This is a genomic window from Haloterrigena turkmenica DSM 5511 (assembly GCF_000025325.1).
Lineage (GTDB): Archaea > Halobacteriota > Halobacteria > Halobacteriales > Natrialbaceae > Haloterrigena > Haloterrigena turkmenica.
Window position 1 is genome coordinate 266,185 of record NC_013745.1, and the last position, 20,219, is coordinate 286,403.

Annotated in this window: 13 protein-coding genes and 1 pseudogene; 7 read left to right on the forward strand and 7 right to left on the reverse strand. The window is 61.2% G+C overall.

Annotation, left to right across the window (positions count from 1 at the left end):
• Nucleotides 1-144: 144 nt before the first annotated feature.
• The 3 genes and pseudogenes from HTUR_RS22720 to HTUR_RS28220 all read right to left on the reverse strand — a co-directional run.
• The gene (locus HTUR_RS22720) at nt 145-1,152 is read right to left on the reverse strand and encodes a DMT family transporter (protein WP_012945703.1); all 1,008 of its coding nucleotides are present in this window, start codon (nt 1,150-1,152) and stop codon (nt 145-147) included.
• A 318-nt stretch (nt 1,153-1,470) separates the two neighbouring features.
• The gene (locus HTUR_RS28215; protein ID WP_049942059.1) at nt 1,471-2,049 is read right to left on the reverse strand and encodes a hypothetical protein; all 579 of its coding nucleotides are present in this window, start codon (nt 2,047-2,049) and stop codon (nt 1,471-1,473) included.
• Nucleotides 2,050-2,378: 329 nt separating this feature from the next.
• A pseudogene (locus HTUR_RS28220) lies at nt 2,379-2,567 on the reverse strand (saccharopine dehydrogenase NADP-binding domain-containing protein); the annotation flags it as partial.
• 187 nt (nt 2,568-2,754) lie between these two features.
• Here HTUR_RS28220 and HTUR_RS22735 point away from each other — a divergent pair.
• Nucleotides 2,755-3,183 carry a universal stress protein gene (locus HTUR_RS22735; protein WP_012945704.1) on the forward strand — a complete coding sequence of 143 codons (429 nt, stop codon included), beginning with the start codon at nt 2,755-2,757 and terminating at the stop codon, nt 3,181-3,183.
• A gap of 2,153 nt (nt 3,184-5,336) precedes the next feature.
• Nucleotides 5,337-6,386 (forward strand): glycoside hydrolase family 88/105 protein, encoded by a 1,050-nt coding sequence (locus HTUR_RS22745; protein WP_012945707.1) that lies wholly within the window; start codon nt 5,337-5,339, stop codon nt 6,384-6,386.
• Between the two features lie 172 nt (nt 6,387-6,558).
• On the opposite strand, the gene aroE is transcribed toward HTUR_RS22745, so the two are convergent.
• Together aroE and HTUR_RS22755 are read right to left on the reverse strand one after the other, a co-directional pair.
• On the reverse strand, nt 6,559-7,359 hold the full coding sequence (aroE, locus tag HTUR_RS22750) for a shikimate dehydrogenase (RefSeq protein WP_012945708.1): 801 nt from the start codon (nt 7,357-7,359) through the stop codon (nt 6,559-6,561).
• A gap of 906 nt (nt 7,360-8,265) precedes the next feature.
• A complete protein-coding gene (locus HTUR_RS22755) occupies nt 8,266-8,481 on the reverse strand; it encodes a hypothetical protein (RefSeq protein WP_012945709.1) in 216 nt (71 codons plus the stop codon).
• A 735-nt stretch (nt 8,482-9,216) separates the two neighbouring features.
• Between HTUR_RS22755 and HTUR_RS22760 the strand changes: the two genes are divergently transcribed.
• Complete coding sequence (locus HTUR_RS22760) at nt 9,217-9,936, forward strand: fumarylacetoacetate hydrolase family protein (RefSeq protein ID WP_012945710.1); 720 nt, start codon at nt 9,217-9,219, stop codon at nt 9,934-9,936.
• 181 nt (nt 9,937-10,117) lie between these two features.
• Here the strand turns inward: HTUR_RS22760 and HTUR_RS22765 are convergent, their stop codons facing one another.
• Nucleotides 10,118-11,854, reverse strand: a complete 1,737-nt coding sequence (locus tag HTUR_RS22765) for an L-lactate permease (protein ID WP_012945711.1) — start codon at nt 11,852-11,854, stop codon at nt 10,118-10,120.
• A 429-nt stretch (nt 11,855-12,283) separates the two neighbouring features.
• Here HTUR_RS22765 and HTUR_RS22770 point away from each other — a divergent pair, with 429 nt between their 5' ends.
• Together HTUR_RS22770 and HTUR_RS22775 are read left to right on the forward strand one after the other, a co-directional pair.
• Nucleotides 12,284-12,808, forward strand: coding sequence for a LutC/YkgG family protein (locus tag HTUR_RS22770; protein WP_012945712.1), 525 nt, complete (start codon nt 12,284-12,286; stop codon nt 12,806-12,808).
• Nucleotides 12,801-15,026, forward strand: a complete 2,226-nt coding sequence (locus HTUR_RS22775; RefSeq protein ID WP_012945713.1) for an LUD domain-containing protein — start codon at nt 12,801-12,803, stop codon at nt 15,024-15,026. The genes HTUR_RS22770 and HTUR_RS22775 overlap by 8 nt, the downstream gene beginning before the upstream one ends.
• 154 nt (nt 15,027-15,180) lie before the next feature.
• Here the strand turns inward: HTUR_RS22775 and HTUR_RS22780 are convergent, their stop codons facing one another.
• A complete protein-coding gene (locus tag HTUR_RS22780) occupies nt 15,181-18,171 on the reverse strand; it encodes an FAD-binding and (Fe-S)-binding domain-containing protein (RefSeq protein ID WP_012945714.1) in 2,991 nt (996 codons plus the stop codon).
• Nucleotides 18,172-18,328: 157 nt separating this feature from the next.
• Here HTUR_RS22780 and HTUR_RS22785 point away from each other — a divergent pair, with 157 nt between their 5' ends.
• Both HTUR_RS22785 and HTUR_RS22790 read left to right on the forward strand, forming a co-directional pair.
• Nucleotides 18,329-18,697, forward strand: a complete 369-nt coding sequence (locus HTUR_RS22785) for a VOC family protein (RefSeq protein WP_012945715.1) — start codon at nt 18,329-18,331, stop codon at nt 18,695-18,697.
• 717 nt (nt 18,698-19,414) lie between these two features.
• Nucleotides 19,415-20,182 carry an IclR family transcriptional regulator gene (locus HTUR_RS22790; protein WP_012945716.1) on the forward strand — a complete coding sequence of 256 codons (768 nt, stop codon included), beginning with the start codon at nt 19,415-19,417 and terminating at the stop codon, nt 20,180-20,182.
• Nucleotides 20,183-20,219: the final 37 nt, after the last annotated feature.

Consider the following 20,219-nt stretch of genomic DNA (forward strand, 5'->3'; position numbering starts at 1 on the left):
TTCGTTGACTAGAGAATTCGTTACCGATCGAACGTGTATTTTGAGCGGTGAGAACTCGAGGAATTTGATTAGCGGGTGTATCCCGGACTGGTAACGAACCAACCGCAGTACCACTGAACGAATCGCGTCGGTCGGGAGAAACAGTTAGTCACTCGGCTGTTGGTAGTTTTGTGAGTCATCCGTTTTCTTGTACAGATTGCCTCGGACGCAGACTTCATCGCGTTCGAGCGATCGACTATCGACGTCCGCGTTCCAGGTAGACCGGAGAAGCCGCCAGAGCGGTCGGATATTGCAAAGCGCGAATCCGACGACGATGAGCGCGAATCCGACAACGGTCGCCACGGTAATTTGCTCACCGAGGAGTGCTGCACCGAAAATCGCCGCCACAACGGGTGACGCGTAGTTGATCAGACTGACGCTCGTCGCACCGATTCGATTCAGTAAGGTGAAGTAGAGGAGGAACCCTCCCGCCGTAGCGAAGATGCCGAGATAGACGAGTGCGGCGGCCGCTGATGGCGTCCACGCCACGTCTCGGAACGATGCGCCCGAATAGGCGTAGGCTGTGACGTGCAGGAATATCGCGCCGGTGCCCATCGACCACGCGTAGAGGGACATCGTCGGGAGAGCGGCCGTCCAACGTTCCGTCAGCACGGAGCCGAGCGCGAAGACGACTGCGGCCGCCAACAGCAGTCCGACACCGAGGAGTTGTCCGTCGAAGGACCCACCGGCGATTGCGATCGCGATTACGCCGGCGAGCCCGGCACACAGACCGATGACGTCCGTGACGTAGATGCGTTCCGTCGGGAGGAGACGGATGGCGATAATCGGAGTGATGATCGGTGTGAAACTGATGATGATCGCGGCGACACCGCTGGTAACGTAGCTCTGGCCGATGAAGGCGAACGCGAATTGCGCTCCGATGACGAGGATGCCGTTCGAGAGGATGAGAGCCATGTCCGCTCTAGTCCGGGGTAGCCACTGGTTTCGACTGAGTAGCACGACTCCAGCGAAGATGAGCGCAGCGATGTCTAATCGGGCCGCCGCGAACAGAAGCGGTGGCAGGGTTTCTAGCCCAATTTCGATCGCTGTGAAGGCTGTTCCCCAGACGAACGCGAGCGCGCTGAACAGCAACGCGTCTTCCATCTTTCTCATTGTATCATTGCGTAGTAGGTGACCGTTCCAAAGTCGGTATAACACCTACACGTGGTCCAGATAAACCGTTTGCGGAATCTATGATAACACCCCACACCGGCTGCACATCTACCGTTATGTCGGCCGATGAGCGGAATTCGAGAGTCGAGAGCGATCACTCACTAGTTGCGCCTCGAGGCGACGCTCGTGTCGTTCAAGCCTCGAATACGGCGTCATTCCGGATTACGACTCTTAGTTCTGCTTTGCCAATGCACGGCTGAGGCGACACTCGCCGAGCCAGTTCGAGGAGTGAGTCGTCCGTGAAGTCGAGTCGGATGGCTACTCACACCCTCCGCAGCGCGTGCTATGGGACGAATCGAGAAGGGTTGGGAGCGTGACGGACAGCGGGACACCGACGTAGCAACCGTACTCGCGCATTACCGTGATCTCGTCGACGTCGAAGAACGGGGACGGCTGCTCTAGGTGGAAGACGGCACGATCGTCTTGACCGTCTGCTGTTCCGGTTACCTCCGCCGAAAGGATGGTCTGCGGCGTCCACTCCGTTTCAGGCGACAGGTCTTCGGGGGACTTCCACTGCGTTTCGAGCTCCAGTCCCTGATTCTTTACCTGCTGTTGCATAACTTCGACGGGGTCGACCTCCGTGCCGTCGACCTCGAGGCTATCCGTCTCGAACGCGTTCGATGCGTGAAGCGTCCGCTCGTAGCGCTTCCATTCGTCGTGCCACGCGCCGCGCGTAATGATGCGGTCGACGTTCTTTTCCTGAGCGATCGGAGCCTTCGGGAAGGTGACCGGTTCGGGGTGAGAGATGACGTACGTCTCCGCTTCGCCGATCGGATCCGGGGAACTCGTACGTCCGTTGTTCGCTGAACGCAGGGAGGTCGTTGATGACCTTCCCACTTCGCCCGTTCGTCGACGTCGGGGTCGTGTTCGTAAGTGACCGTGTCCGTCAGTCCGGGCGTCGTCTGAGTGAGGAGACGCCACATCCCCCGGTAGAAATTGACGTCTTCGACGTCGTCGAATTCGTCACAGGCGGCCATTCCGAGCGCAATAGTACTGACGAGACCACCGTTGGCGAACCAGAGGGAGTTCCCCGCTTCGGCGAACTCCTCGGATCGGTCGAGTACCTCCTCGAAGTCGAACGCGTTCAGATCGACGCCCGTGAGATCGCCCACCTCTTGCATCGCATCGAGGACGTTCTCTTCGAACGGATAGGGCAAGCCGTTGACGACGTAGTCGGCCCCCTCGAGAACCCGCGCGATATCGTCCGTGTCGGTCGCGTCGACGGATTCGAACCGAAATCGGTCGTCGTCGATGACCTCGAGGAGGCGACGCGCGTTTTCTTCGTCAGCGTCCGCCACGACGATTTCGTCGAAGTCGCTCGTCTGATGGAGGTCGTAGACGCAGCCCGCTGCCATCGTTCCTGAACCGCCTAGCACGACAGTCTTGCTACTCGTATACCGATTTAACAACCGACCTGAACCGGCTTAAAACTAGGGGAAGACGCGGAACGATTCGTTTGCTACCTTGCTGCATTTCGGTGAGGCCATTGCTCGATAACCTCTCTCCCGAAATCTCTTTGTTGGTCCAGTACAGTATCTCTGTATGGCGATCGTGGCAGCAATTGACGATTCGGAGGGAGCAGCAACCGTTCTCGAAGAAGCGCAGACGTTAGCGGCTAATTTCGATGAGGACGTGCATGCGGTTCATGTTCTCGAGCGGTCGGAACTCGTCAAAGTTCTCGAGAAAGACGTCGAGGGACAGGATCTGACCGATAACTACGAGGTACAACAGATCGGAGAGAATATCGTGTCCCGGGCGACGGGTGATTCGACACTGCCAGAACCCATCGTATCGGTACGCGTCGGAAATCCCGCGGCCGAGATCACGGCGTACGCTGAGGAGCAGGATGCGCGATACGTCGTCATCGGTGGACGGCAGCGGTCGCCGACCGGGAAGGCGCTGTTCGGAAGCGTAACACAGGAGGTGATATTCGAGTCGCCTGCGCCGGTCGTTAACGTCGCCCTCGACTGATTCTTGCGGAGTAGTTGCGGAGTTCACGCGCTATCTCCGGTGAGGCGGTTAGTACTGAGGGAAGATACGGCCGACCCGCAGTCTCGAGTGAACCCGTGGTCGTCGACGATTTCATGTATCCGTCTACCTCGGAGAACATCCACTATCCCCAGGGTTTTAAAATTCTGAAATTAACGCTAGTCGGGACCTTTGGTCGTGGTCCTGTTCACACGCCTCTACAAATACCTGGTTTTGTATGACGAAACGATAGGTAAGAACCCCGATACTGGTATTTGACTCGTTCTCATCCAAACAATAGTGGTGAAACTGTTTCTGCATGCCGTGTCTGCGCTGAGAGAGGGTGAAGAGTGATTTAGGGCCGGTCTCAGTTGTCACGTTGTTTCGCATCGTAGAACGATATCGATTCGGCCGCTCAATTGGTACCACGGCCATTACCGACGGGGGTTCTCACCTGTGTTAGTCCCCCACCGCTGGTAGCGGACGGCTCAAACTTCCCACCCAACAATACAGCAGCCGTTAGCCCGTGGGCCAGCGCCATCGCCGTAAGTGGTGTAGCAAACTAGCTGAGACGAGCGATCTCGACTATTACCTCTCGAAATACGTAGCTCGAGAATCCGAATTCGACGACTAGGTTACAAGCATATGGTTGTAATTAGTACCATGTAATTACCCATATATAGGAAATATGATTGATGTATTCGTGGGATATCGGCTGACCGACAGCGTGGAAAACCACTGGTATCGATGAGAGCGGTACGGTGTGTTACTTATCAGATATGATGCTTTTGAGGACGGCTCCATTTCGAGTCGCAATTGGTGATAGATATGATAGTATTCTCGAGAACTGGTCTTGGAGATATTCTACAATAAGATCGAGTGGAAGTTGATGCTCAACGTTGCAGTCTTCGGTCATTGGGATACTGATTCAGCAGTTGCAGTCCTACAGCAATTGACCGAGCAACGCAATCTCTCCGATACGGTTTTTTCCGTCGATGACTACAGCGATCTGACTGTCCCTTCCTGGTCAGAACTGGCGGCCACCTCGAGTGTGACGACCAAAACCACATCGAAAAGTGGTTCATACGTTCGAGATGCGAGTCGATCGCTTCCACAAGCCCTAGAGAGACAGTCGCCCGAGCGTCAGGGAGTGACTTGGATAGTTTGTACAGCACTATAGCATATATTAACCACAGTATTCACTCAACGGTCAGACGTCAATGAAGGTGCCAAACTTCTCACTATTAGTCGATAGTATGACCAATCGCCGTTGTGAGTTCAACGAGTAACTCACAGAAGCGGTTGTTGAGTGCCGCTTGTAGTTGTCTCCGGTACTCCGCAACAGAATTTAGCTCTTGCTGAGGCGCAGCGCCCACGTCGATTCCCGTTCGGTGGGGCCGCCGCGACCGAACGCGCGGGATTCTCGTCCGGCGCACCCGCCGGCGTGCGTAAGGTTAGTACCGCCGGTGACCTATCTCACTTCGTCGTCAAGACCGGCGAACGCGAGCAGTTCCCTACTCACGAACCATTACAGGCGTATGTATGTAATAAATTCTGTGGCATATGCTACGACACGTATCTCATAGCGGAGATTACCGTTCTGGTTCTATCGATTCACGCCGCCAAGAACTGTTATATCGGCAACGAGAACCGCCATCACTCGATATTCCCGACTACCAAACAGATATTCTCATCGCGGACGACCATATCGGGTTTCGATCTGACAATCATCGTGATTCAATAGACCGGCAATGAACCGATACGAAAGCCGACAGCAGCGATCCGGTGTGAGAGCGTCGTTATCCGGAACCGCTCGAGCAGTTTCTTATGGCCCCAGCGGATGAACTCGTGTTCGCCACTGGGGATCACCGCGTTCGAGGCCTCGCGGCCCTCCCGTAGTCGCCGCTGTCGCGGGGATGACCGACTCTTCGACCGATTACACGGCATAGCGCTCGAGAACGCTTCCCCTAAGAATTTTTCAGAAACGATCTCCGCCATCGACAAGATAGGTCCAATAGGTTCAATAGGTCCAATAGGCTCTATTCGTCAGCACGTAGTATGTCGCCGTGCGTTCGACCATACGAGAGGTCGATTCGATGGTCGTCGAACCAACCGACATCTATAACCTTAAGTGATAATCCGTCACATATCCGCGTATGCCTATGGAACGTCTGCTAGAAGAACTGCTTCCAACCGTCGCCGAGTACACGATCGACCTCGATTTCGAGGATTTCATCCAGGGAGAACGGCCGATGGTGCTCCGCGGCCTGCTGGCGACGGACGACGACGAACACACCGAGATCGCTGAGCGATATATCGACTGGGCCGTCCGATCGCAGTCGAGCGACGGGCTGATGGCCTACGGATCGATCGACGTCGTCCCGGAGTGGGACGAACACCGCATCTTCCGTCCCATTCCGGACGCCGGAGCTGTCGCCGTCCTCGCACTCGAGGCCTACGAGAACGGCGGTCCCGACTCCTATCTCGACGCCTGCCGACGACAGTTCGAGTACCTCCACGAGGACGCGCCTCGGAGCGAGGACGGGGGGATTACCCACCACATGGACGACATCGAACTGTGGATCGACGCCATCTACATGATGTGTCCGTTCATGGCCCGCTACGGCCAGCTTACGGACACGCCCGAAGCGATCGACGAAGCCGTCGACCAGATTCTCGTTCACGCGAAGCGCCTCCGTGACCCCCATAGCGACCTCTACCGGCACATCTGGCGCGAGCAGCCCAACAGCTACCCCGACGGTTCGCTCTGGCTGCGCGGCAACGGCTGGTTCGCCACGGGCGTCCTCGACACGTTAGACTACGTGCCCGAAGACCACCCCGAGCGAGATCGCCTCGAGGAACTCGTCCGTGACCACCTCCTGAGCATGGCCGAGTATCAAGACGCCAGCGGCTTCTGGCACCACCTCATCGACGACGACACGATGTATCTGGAGACCTCGGGGACCCTCCAGTACGCCTACGCCTTCACCGAGGCCGTCGATCGCGGCCTGCTCGAGGAGGAGTACCGCGAGGTCGCCGAGGACGCGATCGGTGCGGCCAAGACGGTCGTGACCCCCGACGGCGCGGTCCAGCGCAACGCGGCGATGCCCGGCGGTCCGGAGGCTCCGCAGGCGATCAACCTCTACGGACAGGGCTGGTTCCTGATCGCCGGCAAGCGGGTCCTCGAGTCGGACGCTGACGTCTGATTAGGGACTCGCGTCCTTCGTTAGTAACGCCGAAACGATCGCTGACACGCCCGAACCGATGGTCTCGAGGTGCCGTCCATCGACGGACGACACCTCGCAGCGACCGAGGAAAAGCGAAAGTAGTGCGCTTGAGCGGTCAGTTCGCAGTTCGAAGTCGTTGACCGAGCGTGGATTACAGGTGACTGCGCAGCACCTCGTTCATCGTCTCGACCGGTGCGTCCTCGCCCGTCCACGTCTCGAAGGCGTCGACGCCCTGGAACAGCAGCATCCAGGCGCCGTCAATCGTCTGGGCGCCAGTGGCTGCCGCGTCCTTCAAGAACCGCGTCTCGAGCGGCTTGTACACCGCGTCGAATGCCACGAGGTCCCCGTGCCAGGCGTCGGCCGGCGCGACCGACTCGTCGGACTCCAGCCCGACGCTGGTCGCGTTGGCGACGACGTCGGCGTCGGCCATCAGGTCGGGAAGGGCCTCGAGCCCGTGACCGGTCGCCCCCGGGACCTCGTCGGCGAGGTCGTGAGCCTTGGACGCCGTCCGATTGGCGATCTGTACGTCAGCACCCGCGTCCTCGAATCCGAAGGCCAGCGCCCGGGCGGCGCCGCCGGCGCCGACGACGACCGCGCGAGTGTCTTCGAGATCCACACCGTGGTGCTCGAAGGCACGGAGGGTCCCGGTCATGTCGGTGTTGTATCCCACGGGCCCGTTCTCAGTGAAATCGATCGTGTTGACCGCCCCGACCCGTTGGATCTGCTCGTCCGGCTCGGCGAACTCGAAGGCGTCGTGTTTGAACGGCAGCGTGACGGTCAGACCGTCGACACCGAGCGCTTCCGCGCCGCGAAACGCCTCTTCGATCCGATCAGGATCGGCCTCGAAGGTGACGTACTTGGCGTCGATTCCGCGCTCGCGGAAGGCGGCTTCGTGCATCGGCGGCGACAGTGAGTGCTCGACGGGGTTTCCGATGATACCGTAGACGTCCATATCACTGCCTGCTGTGGCAAGAAAAATAATCATGCCGATTTGCCACAGCGAGGAGCGGAACGACGATCGTCGTTCCTCAAGCCGCCGATTTGTCGTCCAATCCGCACCGATCATAGTCATCCGAAGGGAATTCGAAACCGCGGTGGCCAACACAAGTCGACATTGCCCTCGAGAAAGCGGTACGTTCGAGCGATTCGGCTCAGGCATGGGTATCCGGCGGCATCAGGTACGCTGCGTACTGGCACTCCTCGCAGTTCAACACGTTCGATAGCAGGAACTCGTGCCACGAGATTCCTTTGCGGAGTCTCCCGCCACAGCGCGGACATTGAGTGGGTTTTCGGGCACCATTCTTCGTCTACGGCCGTGGACTACGGTCTCGTACATAATAGTTGGTGTTTGATAACATACCACAAAGAGACGAGAAAGATAGAACGGTATCGAGTGCGAACGCCGACACTGAGTGTCGGTTCGCACCGTTGTGGGAGTAGTTATTTAGACGCGTGCAACAGAAACTTCCAGCGGAATCCGGGACAGTTGCGGGTCCGATCGAGGCGGCCGGAACGTTCGGCAGTAGCGGTCATCTAGCCGGCAATCGCGCAAAGATAGCGATTATATAACGTTATGGATTTATCCCGAATTTTATCAACTGTCAGCGGCTGTCCAGAGTTTTCAGAGGTCTACAGTCTTCTGAGAACACGTTTCGACGGCGGTAACTACGGTATCGGGACCGTCCGCCGTAACGGGAACAACAAAACGAATTCCCGTCACCACCAAATATTTGTATATGGAAACTATTTTATGTGTTCGAGTGTGGCGTAGCCCACTATACGACCCGATCGAAGACCGTTCGAACGGATGTCGATCCAGTTATCTACTCGGCCCTCGAGAGTTATCACGAACAGATCGTTATGCGGAGAGATCGCGCTGGAGCGCCCGATACTCCGCGCCGAACTGTAGCCGATCGTTTCTCGAGAGTTTGATATCATTTGCCGCCAAGAGTTCGAGCATCCGTTCGATCTCGCATCCGTACCACATCGCGAGGACGCGGACGTTCTTCTGGGCGTAATCGTAGTTGCGCGCGAGAACCCGTGGATTCAACGGATCGACCGTGAGCGATGTCATTGTGTATTTGATTGGTATAGAGTGACATAAATCTAGGGAGGAGGTCGCGCCGGGTCATCGGCGACGGTCGCTTGCTCTCCCGATCGACTAGTAACTTCCCGCGACGAGGGGCGATTCGGTCCGTTTCTCACCGGACGGATTCGGTTCATCGCTACGATGTCCTCCGTTAGCGGTAGAGACACTTCTTCCTAGACATGACATGTTTTATAATTTGACCCTCAACAATACATATTTGTGTTTTGAAACGCGTGTATTCCGAGTCCTTCTTAAAACAATGTCCAGTAGTCGTGATGAAAGTCAAATAATGAGGTATTGATATAGGTCGATAATCAAATAGTGCGGATGTACTTCGCCCATATCACTGTATATCGGAGATGCCACCTCTGTACCGATCAATTGAGCCAAAACAGGCAGTTATTCAAGGATTATTGGCCAGTAATGGAGCTATACGAAGCGGTATCTGATAGTTCTCTGATCAACTATTCTACTGAACCACAGATCGGCAATCAGTCTGGAACGTAGAATTATCTACTTTGAAGCATGGGTTTGACCGGTGCGTTTCGGTCAGATGGATATCGAAGCTGATAGATACAGTCGGTGCCGTATCGGTACGCCGCCGAAGCGCTACGCGACGAAATCGCTACCACTGGACGACGCGCGATTCCGTGGCGGAAGAGTACTCGAGACCGCGACCGAATCGGTAAACCTACCGTCCTGGACGGAAGAGAGCCGATAATGCGACTCGCACGGATCGAAACGTCCGACGGACCGGTTATCGGAGAGTACGAAGACGGCCACGTACACGCCGACGAGACGTACGAAGTCGGCGTCGACGGAGAGCTGCTCCCGCCCTGTGATCCCTCGGCGCTGTACTGCGTCGGCCGCAACTACGCGGAGACGCTCGATCAGATGGACTACGAACGGCCGGAAGAACCCGACTTCTTCATCAAACCGCCCGCCTCCCTGTTGGGCCACGAGGAGCCGATTTCCTATCCGGAGTTCACGAACGAACTGACCTACGCCGGCGAGCTCGCGGCGGTCATCGACGAGCCCTGTCACGACCTCTCGACGGATGAGGTTCCGGACGTCGTCCGCGGATACACGATCATGAACGACGTGGACGCGCTGGATCAGCAGGGGCGGACTGCGCGAAAGGCGTTCGACGGCTCCGGCCCCCTCGGTCCGTGGATCGAGACCGACGTCGACCCGACCGGTATCGACATGTGGACGGACGTAAACGACGAGCGGCGACAGGAAGCGAACACGGAGCTCATGCTGTTCGATCCCTACGAAGTGGTCTCGTATCTCTCGAAACGGTTCACGTTCCGCCCGGGCGACGTCGTCGCCTTCGGCAGTCCCGCGAATCCCGGACTCATCGAGCCCGGCGATACCGTCGAGATCACCTACGAGAACGTCGGGACGCTGCGCAATTCGGTCGTCGGCGCCGAGGAATAGTACCAGTAGCGGTTCGATTTCTTCCGGAAGCAGATCGACTCGAGGCGCCACGGCGATTCGCTGCTCTCGGGACGGGCGGCCACGCGTCGCTGTTCGGAATCGATCGTTCATCGGATATTCGCTCGGGTTGGAGCCGCGAATTCACCCTCGAGTCGGCCCGCAAAAGAACGGCGCGGGACGGCTAGAAGAGTCCCGAGAAGATAACGTAGCTAAACAGGGTGGCGACGATTCCGACCCCGACCGCGTAGTAGATGAGCGGGATCAGGTTCAATCGCATGACTCGGCCCTCGCTGCCGACGAGGCCGACGGTCGCCAACGCGGCCACGACGTTGTGGATCGCCACGAGGTTCCCGATGGCGCCGCCGACGGCCTGCGCGCCGACGATGATCTGGGTCGGCAGTCCGAGCTGTGACGCGGCCTCGAACTGGAATCCGCCGAAGGTGATGTTCGACACCGTGTTCGAACCGGCCATCGCGGCACCGAGCGCACCGATGAGCGCGGCGATGAACGGATAGGCAGGGCCGACAGCGGCGGCGGTCGCCTCCGCGAGCACGAAGATCATGCTCTCGGTCGCGTCGGTGTGCGCGCCGGACTGGAGCATCACCTGCACCATCGCGATGACGAACACGAGCGCGATGAGCGGGGCGATGAGTTTCTGTATCGCTTCGCTCCAGGCGTTTTTGACCTCAGTACCGGACATGCTGTACAGGGGGATCGCGATCAGCGCACAGATGAACAGCCAGAAGCCGGGCACGTACACCCAGTCGATGCCCCCGCTGAGACCGGTACCGAGGATGTCGTTCCACTGCGTACCGAACTGCTGGAGGACGGACGGGAGCGGGTCGACAACTCGCGTGACGACGAGCAAGATGACCAGCAGAATGTACGGCGCCCAGGCGCGAAGCAGCGACATGTCGGTTCTGGCGACGCCGCCGTCGGCGGCGGTCACGTCGCCGGCGCCGCCGCCCACTCCGGGTGCGTTGGCCTGGCCGGGTTCGATCGTCCCGACCCAGTGGTCCGGCCACTCCTCGCGGTCCGGGAAGTCCCACTCCTCGTCGGGCACGAAGTAGCCCGCCTTCAGGGTGCCGACGACGATCGCGCCACCGACCATCGCGCCCATCAGGCTCGGGAACTCGGCGCTGACCTGTGCCGACAGCCAGTAGGGAACGACGAACGCGATCCCGGAGAACAGACACAGCGGCGCGACCTCCCAGGCCGGTTGCAGACTGCGTTCGTCCGTGTCGCCGAAGAAGTAGACGACCATCCCGACCGCGAACAGCGGCATGACGAATCCGACGAGGGAGTGGTAGGTCGCGGCCCAGACGGCGACCTGTAGGGAGAACTCCTGGACGGTGAATCCGCCCTCCGTGATCGCGGTGCTCGTGGCCTGGGTAGAGCCGAGCGGATCCTGAATCCCGATGACGATCGGCGTGCCGACCGCACCGTACGTGACGGCGAGGATGTGACCGACCAGTCCGGCGATCACGGCGGCCAGCGCCGGGAACCCGAGCGCCAACAGGAGCGGCGCGACGACCGCCGCCGGCGTCCCGAAGCCGGCCGCGCCCTCGATGAACGCCGCCAGGAAGAAGCCGATCAGGACGATCTGTACTCGGCGGTCGTCGCTGATCGTCGCGAATCCCCTGTTGATCCGATCGAAGGCCCCGGCCTGCATCAGCGTATAGAGGAGCAACAACGCGCCGAAGACGATCCAGAGGATCTGTATCGCCGTCATCACGCCGACCGCCGAGGCGGCGAAGAGATACTCCCCCGGCATGTCCCAGACGAAGAAACCGACGAGCAGCGCGGCGATGTACGCGATCGGCATCGCACGCGTCGCCGGCCACAATAGCCCCACGAGCAACACCCCGGCGAGCAGGAGCGGCGTCGCCGCCAGCGCGAGTTCGACCGCGCTAGCCATCTAAATCACCTCCGGCAGACCGTCCGAGCAGCGGTGCTTCGAAGACTACCCTGATGCCATCATTGGTGGAGCCTGGCATGGGTGGTAAACTGTTCAGATAGTATTTATAATTGTCGACTGTTATCATGTGGTGTACCATCATCGACGGCGTGAACGAGCAATAGGCGTTGATGCTCGAAGAGCCTAGTTCATCAACCGAATAGTATAATGAACGTCTCTGATCGACCGGACGTCGAAGCGATACCAGTCGAAGCAGATCTCGAGCGAGCGAAAAGCTGTATTGATAATACAGGTCGACTTTCGACGCGACATCCTCGGGTGGTGAGCGAGCGCCGATCGAAACGCGTCCGACCACCGTTCCTCATCGAAGCGGTACTCGCGTCGAAAACGAGGGGAACAATGAAATAGCCGGCCTCGGTGGTTTCGGGTATGACAGTCGACGTACAGACGACGCGGGAGCGGTTCGAGGAGTCGCTCGCCGATCTCGAGGTGCCAGTGACGCGCACCGAACCGACGGACCTCGAGTCCACGCTCGAGGAGATCGTCCGCGAGCCGGTGATCGGAACGCCCCTCGAGTTCGATGCGGTCTCGCTGCCCAACTGGATCGACGACGCGCCGACGCCGGCGACGCTCGAGGCGGCGACGACGAGCGTCACGTCGGCCTCGCTCGGCATCGCCGACTACGGGAGCGTCGTCCTGCCCGCGCGGCCGGACGGGAGCGAACAGGTCAGTCTCTTCCCGGAACTGCACGTTCCGATCCTCCGGGAGTCGGACCTCGTGCCGGACATGCCGACGGCGATCGATCGCCTCGGACCCGTACTGCGAGACGGCGGCAGCGCGATCCTCGCGACGGGACCCAGCGCGACGGCCGACATGGGAGCGCTCGTCCGCGGCGCGCACGGACCAAAGGCAGTCCACGTCGTCCTGCTCGAGGACGGTGAGACCGATGAGTGACGCCGACGGCCGCCGTTCGAAGGCGGCGCACATCCGCCGCCTGCTCGAGACGGAGGGCGACGCGGTCGAGGAGAACACCATCGGGTTCAACCGGGGCCGATATGAGTCGGTGGCTGACCTCGAGGACTACGAGGAGCTCAAATCCGAGGCGCGGGCGATCAAGGAGAACGCCATCGAGCGGCTGCCGGAGCTGATCGACGAACTAACCGCGACCGTCGAGGACAACGGCGGGACCGTCTATCTCGCCGACGACGCCGCCGACGCCAACCGCTACATCAGGGAGGTCGCGAGCGAGAAGGACGCCGATCGGCTCGTCAAATCGAAGTCGATGACCACCGAGGAGCTCGAGGTCAACGAGGCCCTCGAGGCCGACGGCGTCGACGTCGTCGAGACCGACCTCGGCGAGTGGGTGTTACAGGTGGCCGACGAGGCGCCGTCGCACATCGTCGCGCCCGCGATCCACCGATCTGAAGCGGACATCGCCCGGCTGTTCAACGAGCGGTTCAATCCGGAGGAGCCCCTCGAGACCGCCGAGGAGCTGACCGCGTTCGCCCGCGAGCGGCTGGGCAGGCTCATCCGCGAGGCGGACGTCGGGATGACCGGCGCGAACTTCATCACCGCCGACTCGGGGACGATCGCGCTCGTCACGAGCGAGGGCAACGCCCGCAAGTCGGCCGTCGTCCCGGACACGCACGTCGCGGTGGCGGGCGTCGAGAAGATCGTCCCCAGCGTCGAGGATCTGTCCCCGTTCATCGAGTTGATCGGGCGCTCGGGCACGGGCCAGGACATCACCTCCTACATCTCCTTGCTGACGCCACCGGTCGAGTCGCCCGTCGTCGACGTCGACGAGCCCGACGTCGCGTTCGCGGACCGCGACGACGACCGGGAGTTCCACCTCGTGTTGATCGACAACGGCCGCATGGCCATGCGCGAGGACGACCAGCTGCGGGAGACGCTCTACTGCATTCGGTGTTCGGCCTGCGCCAACTCGTGTGCGAACTTCCAGTCAGTCGGCGGCCACGCCTTCGGCGGCGAGACCTACTCGGGCGGCATCGCGACCGGCTGGGAGGCCGGCGTCCACGGCTACGACAGCGCCGCCGAGTTCAACGACTTCTGTACGGGCTGTTCGCGCTGCGTCAACCAGTGTCCGGTGAAGATCGACATTCCGTGGATCAACACCGTCGTCCGCGACCGGCTCAACCGCGGAGGCGAAGCGGGACAGTTCGAGTTCCTGGTCGAGGGGCTCACGCCCGACGAGGAACCGGGCGGGATCGACCTGCAGAAACGACTGTTCGGCAACTACGAGGCGCTCGCGAAACTCGGGAGCGCGACCGCGCCCGTCTCCAACTGGCTCGCCGCCGCCGGACCGGCGCGAACGGTCCTCGAGCGAGTCGCCGGCGTCGACAGTCGGCGCGAACTGCCGGAGTTCAAGCGCGAAACGCTTCGAGACTGGTTCGAGAGTCGGGGGTCACGGGTCGATGCGGCCGACGCGAAACGGGAGGTCGTCCTCTATCCCGACACCTATACGAACCACGTCGACGTCGACCGCGGCAAGGCGGCGGTCCGGGTCCTCGAGGCGCTGGACGTTCGCGTTCGGATCCCCGCGGTGCCCGAGAGCGGCCGCGCGCCGCTCTCGCAGGGGATGATCGACACTGCGGACGAGCGCGCCAGCCGGGTCTACGCCGCCCTCGCCGAACACATCGATGCGGGCCGGGACGTGGTCGTCGTCGAACCGTCGGACCTCGCGATGTTCCGCCGGGAGTATGAGAAGCTGCTGCCCGAGGCGTCGTTCGAGCGCCTGCGCGAGGGCAGCTACGAGGTGCTCGAGTACGTCTACGGACTGCTCGAGAACGGCGCCGACGCCGACGCGCTCGGCGGCGCCGACGCCGAGATCGCCTACCACTCCCACTGCCAGCAGCGGACCCTCGGCCTCGAGCCGTACACGACGACGGTCCTCGAGGAGGTCGGCTACGACGTCCTCGAGAGCGACGTCGAGTGCTGCGGGATGGCCGGCAGCTTCGGCTACAAGTCCGAGTACTACGAGCTGAGCGTGGACGTCGGCGACCGCCTCCGCGAGCAGTTCACCGAGCCCGAGGCGCGGGATCGGATCGTTGCCGCGAGCGGCACCTCCTGTGAGGACCAGCTCGGCTCGCTGCTCGAGCGCGACGCCGTCCACCCGGTGGAACTGCTCGATCCGCGGCGGCGAAGCGGTCGCTGACGATAGCTGCTGCTGGTTCTCGTTTCGATGCGTCTCGAGAGGGCATCCCACTAGTTTGCGAATCCGGAATCGGCTCGTGAATGGGTGCCAGCGTGTGAATCCGAGTTTCGCGCGAGTCCGAGTTCGCGAAACCGCCCCTGAATCGGGGAGGCGACTACGATCCCGTGAGGAGGTCGTTCACCTTCTCGATCGGATGTGGCGGTCTCTCGTCTCGAGTTTCTTGATCGCCGATCTGACTCCGGCAGGACGCGCCGGGCGCGACCGGCATTCCGTCGCTCTCGTCTAACTTCTCGTAGAGCCGCTCGCCGATCGCCTTCGAGAGGTCGTAGTGTTCGGCCTCGTAGCCGAACGAGCCGGCCATCCCGCAGCAGGTAGAGTCGATCGGGTCGACCGCGTAGCCGGCCCGCCGGAGGACGCCGACGGCGTGGTGGTCCTTCCCGGTCGCCTTCTGGTGGCAGTGGCCGTGATACGCGAGCGTCTCCTCGGTCTCGTCGAGGGGCAGTCGCTCGAGGAGCCGGTACTTGTCGATGTACTCGCTGATGCCGTAGGCGTGGGCGGCGACGGTCTCGGCCTGCGGCGTGCTCACCAGATCGCGGTACTCGTCCTGGAAGACCACCGCGTCGGACGGTTCGACCGCGACGACGTCGTACCCGTCCTCGATGTACTCGGCGAACAGGTCGACGTTCGTTCGGGCGCGATCCTCGGCCGCGTCGAGCATGCCGACCGAGAACGCCGCGCGGCCGCTCGGCGCGACGTCCTCGGGGATCTCGACGTGGACGCCGGCCGACTCGAGCACGCGCACGGCGGCTTTCCCGGGCCGGGTGTAGTTGTAGTTCGTGTAGGTGTCGGGGAACAACACCACCTTCCGGTGGGCCGCTTCCGGGCTCACCCGCGACCCGCGCCGGGCGAACCACTCCTGGAGGGACTCGCGCTCGAAGGAGGGCAGCGTCCGCTCGGGCGCGATGCCGGCGACCTTCTCCATCACGAGGCGACTGCCAGGCAGTTGCTTCCCGGCGTTGGCCAGCGGCGCGAGCGCGCTTCCGAGCTTCGAGACCGTATCGATGTTGCCGAACAGCCGCTCGCGCAGCCCGATCCCCTCCCGCTCGTGGTACTGGTGTTTGGTCTCGGCCTTGAGTTTCGCCAGATCGACCCCGGTCGGACAGTCGCTCTTGCAGCCCTTGCAGCCGACGCAGAGGTCGAGCACCTCCTCCTGGAAGCGCTCGGAGTACATTTCTTCCTCGTCGATCTCGCCGGAGATCGCTGCCCGGAGCATGTTCGCGCGACCGCGGGTCGTCGCGATTTCGTCTTTCATCCCCCGGTAGGTCGGACACATCACGTCGTCGGTCTGCCGACAGGTCCCACAGCCGTTGCAGAGTTCGACGAGCTGCGAGAACCCGCCCTCGTCGGTGAAGTCCAATTTCGTCTGGGGCTCGATCGACGTGTAGCCCGCACCGTACCGGAGGTTCTCGCGCATGTCGGTCGGGTTCTCGTCGGTGTAGACGACCTTGCCGGGGTTCATCCGCCAGTCGGGGTCGAAGACCGACTTGACCTCCTGGAACGCGGCCCAGAGGTCCTCGCCGTACATCTTCGGATTGAACGCCGTGCGGGCGAGCCCGTCGCCGTGCTCGCCGGAGAACGAGCCGTGGTGTTCGACGACGAGGTCCGTCACGTCCCCGGAGATCGACTGCATCGCCTGGACGCCCTCGTCCTCCTTCAGGTTGAGGATGGGCCGGATGTGGAGCGTGCCGCTGCCCGCGTGGGCGAAGTACGCCGCCGAGGTGTCGTGGTCGTCGAGGATCCCCATGAACTTCTGGACGTACTCGGCGAGTTCCTCGGGCGGAACCGTCGCGTCCTCGATGAACGGGTACGGCTTCGGATCGCCCTCGAGACTCATCAGCAGCGGAATGGCCGCCTTCCGGAGCTTCCAGAGGTCCGCCTGCTCGTCCTCGGTGTAGGCCTCGAGGGCTTCGAAGGCGTCGCCCTCATCGACGAAGTGGGCGTTCGTCCGCCCGATCGCCGCTTCGAAGTCGTCGTGGAGTTCGGAGTCATACTCCAGCATCAGCGCCGCCTCCGTCCCGTCGGGGATCGGCGCCTCGTAGCGGGAGAACTGCTCGGACTCCCGGGCGAGCCTGAACACCTCGCTGTCCATCAGTTCGACCGCGCTGGGATCGAACTCGAGGGCCTCGGGGACGGCCTCGAGCGCGTCGATCAGATCGTCGAAACAGTAGAGCACGAGCGCCGTTTCCTCGGGGAGGGTCACAAGACTGAGCTCCGCTTCGACGATCACGCCGAGGGTGGACTCCGCGCCGACGAAGAGCTTCGAGAGGTTGATGACCGTCTCTCCGTCCTCGTTCTCGTAGATCACCCTGTCGAGGTTGTAGCCGGAGACGGTGCGCTTGAGGTCCGGATAGCGGGCCTCGATCTCGTCGGCGTTCTCCTCGACGAGCGCGCGAACGGTTCGGTAGATCTCCGCCTCGCGGTCGCCCCTCGAGACGATCTCCTCGTACTCTTCGGAGTCGAGGACGACTTCGCGGGTGTGGATCAGCGAGCCGTCGGCGAGGACGACGTTCAACTCCTCGGTGTAGGCGTCGGTGATTCCGTAGCGAACGGAGTGGGCGCCGGTCGAGTTGTTCCCGATCCCGCCGCCGATCGTCGCGCGGTTCGATGAAGCAGGATCCGGCGCGAACTTGAGGCCGTACTGTGCGAGGTGGTCGTCGAGGTGGTCCTGGACGACACCCGGTTGGACGCGCGCCCGTTTCTCCTCGGCGTCGACCTCGAGGATGTCGTCCATGTAGGTCGACAGATCGAGCACGACGCAGCCCGGCCCCACGGTCTGTCCGCCGAGGGACGACCCGGCGCCGCGGGCCATGATCGGGACGTCGTGCTCGGCCGCGACGCGGATAGCGTTTCGCACGTCCTCCGTGTCCCGCGGGAGAACGGCACCGGCCGGCCGGGCCTGGTAGATGCTTCCGTCGGTCGAGTACAGCACCTGTGCGTACTCGTCGAACCGAACCTCCCCCTTCATAACCGATCGCAAATCGTCCGCGAGTTCGGCGTACTCGCCGACGTCGCTGTAGTCGTGGTCGAGCGTATTTCGAAACTCCTCGTAGTTGCTGAGATCGCCCTGTGGCTTTTCAACAGCCATCGTATGCTTCTTCGTACATCAATTATTATAAACCCTGCCATTATTTGCATCCGTTACCTGCGAAAGATACACTGATTGGGGACCGACCCGTGTCTCGAGCCGGTCGCCTCGAGCACTGATCAACGACTTTAAGAGAATGGTCGTCGGGAACTGAGATATGGAGTTCATCCATCTCAACATCAACGTCGCCGACGCCGACGAGACGATCGAGTTCTACGAACAGTTCGGGTTCGAGGAGAGCTGGGAGTTCGAAACGCCGGACGGCGAAACGCAAAACCGGTACATCGCGGACGAGAACGGGATCGAACTGCAGCTTTCCGATACCGACGGTGAGACAGAGTTCGAAGAGGGAACGGCCTGGGACCACCTCGCCATCGGCGTCGACGACGTCGACGAGGTGTTCGCGGAGATCGATCACTACGGCGTCGTCAAAGAACCGGGCGATCAGCCCGAGGCCGGTGCTCGAACGGCGTTCGTCTACGACCCGGACGGTCGGAAAGTCGAACTCGTCGAGCCGTTGGACTGACTCCGGTGTAGCGCGGCTCACGGAGTTCGGTGCGACGCGGATCACTGATTCTACGAGAGTTACCTCCGTCGTCTCTCGCCGTCATCGTATGCCATTCGTGTTCCGTCCGTTCGCCCGTTTTCCGTCCGGTTCCGCCAGTCTTGCTCACATTTCATCCGTGATCCGTCCATGTTCCGCGATGACGGGGTACGCATCGACAGGAGAACCGACGAGACGCGGCTATCGGGCCCTCGACGACGCGAACCGCCGACGAGGGAGACGTCCGTTCGGTCGTTCTCTATTCCAGAATCATCGCCGAACCTGAACGCATCGCCCGATTGAATTACACTGGTACATCTGTAAATAGACGAGATAGTGTCGCCGTGAAACGGAGAGGAACAAAGCGACCGCGGGTGGGCGTTTTCTATTCCAGAACGATCGATCGGGGAAAACGCCTCTTGCGGTCGACAGGCAGAGATTCGCAATTATCCGCGGTGACGCGCGGTCGGATCCGTTTTCACACAAAACGCGACTATCGGTCCGACGCCGTTCGAGTCACTGTCCGAAACGATATTGCCCGGAAGCAGCCTGGAGGCGGGCGATGATCGGCGGGAACCGGAGGATCCCCAGTGCGCCGCCGACGGAAAACGATAACTGGGGACTCTCCTCGATTCCGGCGGACCCATTGTTTGCTATGTGAGAACAACACTTATACTTCCCGTGATAATACAGTACGGTATGACGAAACGGGCGAAACACCCGGTCCGGACGACCGAGAAATCGTTGCAAGTCATCGCGGAACTCAATCGGTTGGGGGAGGCTCGAGTGACGACGGTCGCGAACGAACTCGAGATGGGAAAGAGCGCGGTCCACAACCACCTCAGCACGCTCGAGAAACACGGCTACGTCGTGAAGGACCCGGAGACCAAAACCTACCGTCTCAGCCTCAAGTTCCTCGATATCGGCGGGCAGATCCGAGCCGAGAGAGACGTCTACAAGGTCGCGGAGCCGAAGGTCGAAGAACTGGCCGAGAAGTCGGGAGAACTGGTCCACCTCGTCGTCGAGGAGGCCGGCAAGGGCGTCTACCTGTGCCGTTCGAAGGGCGAGCGCGCGGTCGAACTGGACACCTACATCGGCTGTCGACACCACATGCACAGCACGGCGTTCGGGAAGGCGATCCTCTCTCGGCTCCCGGCGGATCGCGTCGACGCGATCATCGACCAACACGGCCTGCCGCAGGTGACGCCCCAGACGATAACGTCGCGCGAGAAACTCTTCGAGGAACTCGAGCGGACGAGAGAGCGCGGCTTCGCGGTCGACGACGAGGAGCGACTCGAGGGGCTTCGCTGTATCGCCGCGCCGATCAAGTTCGATTCGGACGTCATCGGCGCGATCAGCGTGTCGGGGCCGACCGCCCGGATCGACGACGACTGGGAGTCGAACGAGTTCGTCAGCGAACTCCAGCGAACGGTGAACGTGATCGAGCTCAACAAATACAACGTCTGACGACGCGAGCGCTGTCAGCGATCCGTGTCTGACGTTC

Bases quoted from the DNA above. Each gene is read 5' to 3' on its own strand.
- HTUR_RS22735 (WP_012945704.1), top strand. From the start codon at position 2,755: ATGGCGATCGTGGCAGCAATTGACGATTCGGAGGGAGCAGCAACCGTT.
- HTUR_RS22790 (WP_012945716.1), top strand. From the start codon at position 19,415: ATGACGAAACGGGCGAAACACCCGGTCCGGACGACCGAGAAATCGTTG.
- HTUR_RS22720 (WP_012945703.1), bottom strand. From the start codon at position 1,152: ATGAGAAAGATGGAAGACGCGTTGCTGTTCAGCGCGCTCGCGTTCGTC.
- aroE (WP_012945708.1), bottom strand. From the start codon at position 7,359: ATGGACGTCTACGGTATCATCGGAAACCCCGTCGAGCACTCACTGTCG.
- HTUR_RS22775 (WP_012945713.1), top strand. From the start codon at position 12,801: ATGAGTGACGCCGACGGCCGCCGTTCGAAGGCGGCGCACATCCGCCGC.
- HTUR_RS22765 (WP_012945711.1), bottom strand. From the start codon at position 11,854: ATGGCTAGCGCGGTCGAACTCGCGCTGGCGGCGACGCCGCTCCTGCTC.
- HTUR_RS22780 (WP_012945714.1), bottom strand. From the start codon at position 18,171: ATGGCTGTTGAAAAGCCACAGGGCGATCTCAGCAACTACGAGGAGTTT.
- HTUR_RS22760 (WP_012945710.1), top strand. From the start codon at position 9,217: ATGCGACTCGCACGGATCGAAACGTCCGACGGACCGGTTATCGGAGAG.
- HTUR_RS22745 (WP_012945707.1), top strand. From the start codon at position 5,337: ATGCCTATGGAACGTCTGCTAGAAGAACTGCTTCCAACCGTCGCCGAG.
- HTUR_RS22785 (WP_012945715.1), top strand. From the start codon at position 18,329: ATGGAGTTCATCCATCTCAACATCAACGTCGCCGACGCCGACGAGACG.
- HTUR_RS22770 (WP_012945712.1), top strand. From the start codon at position 12,284: ATGACAGTCGACGTACAGACGACGCGGGAGCGGTTCGAGGAGTCGCTC.
- HTUR_RS22755 (WP_012945709.1), bottom strand. From the start codon at position 8,481: ATGACATCGCTCACGGTCGATCCGTTGAATCCACGGGTTCTCGCGCGC.